The following is a 3,934-nucleotide window of genomic DNA, read 5'->3' on the forward strand; positions in this document are numbered from 1 at the left end:
GGGTCGTCGAGTTCTATGACCGCGATCACTTCAAGCGCATCATTTAAAATGACAAAATCTGTGACTTTTCGATTAAATTTACGTCTAATTTTATAGTGATTACTGGTAATCAAAGCACTAAAAGCGACTTGGGCCAGAACATGATGATTGGGAAAAGCACTTTTCAACCGATGAAACATTTTTGATTCAAAAGGTGTGATAGGAGCGCGAGCAAAAAACTGTTGTCTGGAAAAGAAAAATGATTTAAAGCAAGTAATTAGAAGCAATAGACTGGATATACAGCCTAAACTTAAAAAGAATATTTGAGATGAACTCAACACACTTTGCCTATACTCAAAAGAAAACCCACTCTAAATAGAGTGGGTTAAAAATTTGGCTCTCCCACCTGGGCTCGAACCAGGGACCTGCGGATTAACAGTCCGTCGCTCTACCGACTGAGCTATGGGAGAATCTGGAGTAGGATTCTAAAAGGCAATCGGTTTTCGGTCAAGCTTTAATAAGCTGAAATTATTAAAAAAAGTTTAACTGATTTAAAAATAGTCAGATGCTAGTTGCTTAGCTTTATTTTTAGATTTTTTTATTYAATCAAAACAATAGACTTCTTTCATGATTCTTAGATTAGCGTTTGAAATGCAACGCCATGTTGTAGCCATAATACCTGTCTCGGACTTATAAAATACGTCTAATATTAATTCGAATCTGTTTATGATAATTTGCAAGTGTTATACAATATTTTTGCGTTTTACGATTAAATTTGAATTTTTATTGTATTTTATTATTTTAAGTGCAATTTAATTGCGTTTTATCGGTACAAACGCTTATTATTGCTGCTTAATTATAGTATCAACTCATTTATTGTGGTTTTCATTCAACTGATGTTGAATTTAATTGAAAACACAATAAATTTCAATTGGGTAAAGACCTGATATGAATGATTCACTTGATGAATATGATTTTAAAATCTTGCAGCATCTGCAATGTAATGGTCGATTAAGCAATCAGGAATTGGCTGAAATCATTGGTTTATCAACTTCACAGTGTTCTCGTCGTCGTATCGCGCTTGAGCAAAATGGCATGATTCAGGGCTATTATGCCCAGTTGCATCCTGAGGCTGAGTTACAGCCGATCATGGGAATGATTGAAATCAAGTTACTTCAATATAGTGATGATGTTTTGAACAGGTTTCTGGATTTTGTACAACATGAGAACATGATTCGTGAAGTTTATAAACTGACGGGTAATTTTGATTATTTATTAAAAGTGATGGTGCGCGATTTAAATGAAATGAGTCAACTGATTAATAAACTGACTACGCTAAAAATTGGGGTAAGTAATTGTCATACCTCTATTGTTCTTGAGCGTATCAAAGAAAATTATCAAATGATGAATCTGGATCAATCACATGACTAATCTGACTGCTGATCTAAATCTCAATGCTGAGATCAAAACTCGACCACATACTTATATTGAAGATGGTCTTGCGATGATTATTGCGACCTTTATTATCTCATTTGGCATGATGTTGATGCAGCAGGCGGGAACACTGACAGGTGGGACAGCAGGTTTATCTTTATTGATTCATTATGCGACAGGACTAAAATTTGGTCTGGTTTTTTTCTTGATCAATATTCCATTTTATTATTTGGCATACAAACGCTTAGGTATGCCCATGGTGATCAAAACTTTCGTGGCGGTCGCGCTACTTTCTGTGTTAACAGAATTACATCCTTATTTTATTCATGTTGATGGCTTAACTCCATTGTATGCTACGGTTTTAGCCAATGTGTTAATGGGCTTGGGTTTTCTGATTTTATTTAGACATCGTTCAAGTCTGGGTGGTTTTAATTTGCTGGTTTTATTTATTCAAGAGCGTTATGGAGTTCCAGCAGGCAAAGTTCAAATGGGTTTGGATATTAGTATTTTACTGGCATCAGTTGCGTTCGTCAGTTGGACATTACTGGCTATTTCTATTTTAGGTGCAATCATCCTTAATTTGATATTGGCACTTAATCATCGTCCAGATCGCTATGTAGCTTAAATGATCTATACGCTTAAAGCAGCAGGGGCAATCCTCGCTGTTTTATTTACTTCTCACAAATAGACATCCAGCCATGACAATAAAAAAAGCCTACATTAAATATGTAGGCTTTTTTTGAATCTTGGCTCTCCCACCTGGGCTCGAACCAGGGACCTGCGGATTAACAGTCCGTCGCTCTACCGACTGAGCTATGGGAGATTAGTTTTGGCTCTCCAACCTGGGCTCGAACCAGGGACCTGCGGATTAACAGTCCGTCGCTCTACCGACTGAGCTATTGGAGAATCTGATGCGCATTCTAGGCACATCTTATGTACAGGTCAAGGATAAAAACTGAAAACAACATTTAAATGATTTATTTATCATCAAAACATAAACTTATGCTGCTTTATTCGGCATGCACGATGTCTTTAAAATGGTTTTAACCAAAGAAGATACAAACAATTGTCTTTTTGAGCATAACAATCTTATGAAAATGTTTTCTCATGGTCTTGAGTATTAGGCTAAGCAAAAATACATTTATTGTTTAATCTATAATTAACTGACTGAAATTTAAAATATTTATTTTTATATCCTTTGTTTTTTCATTTTTATAGTTATCATACAAAAGTATAATTGTTGACAATATTGTTGATTTTAACCAATTAAACCTTTATTTTTGACTTATTAAATATTAATTGTTGACAATGTCGTGACAACTGAAATAACTCAACCGATTAAAGAGCTAAACTCAATCACGCTCACCGATCAGATATTTAGAAAGATTCAAACCGCAATTGTCAGTGGTGATATTGCCCCAGGTACTAAAATTTCTGAGCCTGAGCTTGCTCGCGTTTATGGGATTAGCCGTGGGCCATTACGTGAGGCGATTCATCGTCTTGAAGGGCAAAAGCTGGTTGAACGTACTGCGCATGTCGGTGCGAGAGTCGTGTCGTTGTCACATCAACAGCTTTTCGAGCTATATCAAATTCGTGAAACTTTAGAAGGTTTGGCTTGTCGTTTAGCTGCACAGAGTATCGATAAACAGCAAATTTTAAATTTGCGTGAAGTGTTGCACTTGCATGCGCAAGATCCAAACTTTAAAGAAGGTAAAGGTTATTACTTACAAGAAGGTCAGGATGATTTTCATTATTGCATCATCAAAAACTGCGGTAATAAAACTCTTGAAAAAATGCTGTGTGATGAGCTTTATCATTTGATTCGTATGTATCGGGTGCAATATTCCAAAACGCCAAATCGTCCACACAAAGCGCTATCTGAACACATTCGCATATTAGATGCGATCGCAGATGGCGATGCTGAACTGGCAGAGCTTCTGATGTGCCGTCATATCGCTTCATCTTATCGCAATATCCAAAAACATTTTATTTAACCCGATGTTATAGATCAGTTATAAAGACAAGGAGTAACAAATTCATGTCAGTATTATCCGCAGGGCAAAAGTTTAGAGAAGCAGTTGCCACTGAGCATCCACTACAGGTTGTGGGTGCAATTAATGCTAACCATGCTTTATTGGCACAACGTGCAGGCTACAAAGCCATTTATTTGTCTGGTGGGGGGGTTGCAGCAGGTTCATTGGGTTTACCTGATTTGGGGATCAGTAACCTTGATGATGTTCTAACCGATGTTCGTCGTATTACCGATGTCTGTGATTTGCCATTATTGGTCGATGTCGATACAGGTTTTGGTGCTTCTGCTTTTAATATCGCGCGTACCACCAAGTCGATGATTAAGTTCGGTGCGGCAGCGATGCATATCGAAGATCAAGTGGGCGCAAAACGTTGTGGACATCGTCCAAACAAAGCGATTGTTACGCAACAAGAAATGGTGGATCGTATTAAAGCAGCAGTGGATGCGCGTACTGATGAAAACTTTGTGATCATGGCACGTACCGATGCA

General features: G+C 37.4%; 5 protein-coding genes and 3 tRNA genes. 4 read left to right on the top strand and 4 right to left on the bottom strand.

Going from position 1 to position 3,934, the window contains the following annotated elements:
• Together JR005_RS09515 and JR005_RS09520 are read right to left on the bottom strand one after the other, a co-directional pair.
• Positions 1 to 320 (bottom strand): DUF2726 domain-containing protein (locus tag JR005_RS09515; RefSeq protein WP_218665827.1); only part of this gene is annotated, 320 nt, incomplete at its 3' end.
• Positions 321 to 373: 53 nt separating this feature from the next.
• Positions 374 to 449, bottom strand: a tRNA-Asn gene (locus JR005_RS09520).
• A gap of 478 nt (positions 450 to 927) precedes the next feature.
• Between JR005_RS09520 and JR005_RS09525 the strand changes: the two genes are divergently transcribed.
• On the top strand, positions 928 to 1,410 hold the full coding sequence (locus tag JR005_RS09525; RefSeq protein WP_004998658.1) for an Lrp/AsnC family transcriptional regulator: 483 nt from the start codon (positions 928 to 930) through the stop codon (positions 1,408 to 1,410).
• Complete coding sequence (locus tag JR005_RS09530) at positions 1,403 to 2,038, top strand: YitT family protein (protein WP_004987018.1); 636 nt, start codon at positions 1,403 to 1,405, stop codon at positions 2,036 to 2,038. The genes JR005_RS09525 and JR005_RS09530 overlap by 8 nt, the downstream gene beginning before the upstream one ends.
• Before the next feature lie 122 nt (positions 2,039 to 2,160).
• On the opposite strand, the gene JR005_RS09535 is transcribed toward JR005_RS09530, so the two are convergent.
• Positions 2,161 to 2,236, bottom strand: a tRNA-Asn gene (locus JR005_RS09535).
• 7 nt (positions 2,237 to 2,243) lie between these two features.
• Positions 2,244 to 2,319, bottom strand: a tRNA-Asn gene (locus tag JR005_RS09540).
• Between the two features lie 407 nt (positions 2,320 to 2,726).
• On the opposite strand from JR005_RS09540, the gene JR005_RS09545 reads away from it, so the two are divergent.
• Both JR005_RS09545 and JR005_RS14810 read left to right on the top strand, forming a co-directional pair.
• Positions 2,727 to 3,407 (top strand): GntR family transcriptional regulator, encoded by a 681-nt coding sequence (locus JR005_RS09545; protein WP_004987017.1) that lies wholly within the window; start codon positions 2,727 to 2,729, stop codon positions 3,405 to 3,407.
• A gap of 44 nt (positions 3,408 to 3,451) precedes the next feature.
• Positions 3,452 to 3,934 (top strand): isocitrate lyase/phosphoenolpyruvate mutase family protein (locus JR005_RS14810; protein ID WP_228731676.1); only part of this gene is annotated, 483 nt, incomplete at its 3' end.

Source organism: Acinetobacter sp. Colony158, assembly GCF_019264745.1.
GTDB classification, from domain to species: Bacteria; Pseudomonadota; Gammaproteobacteria; order Pseudomonadales; family Moraxellaceae; genus Acinetobacter; species Acinetobacter ursingii.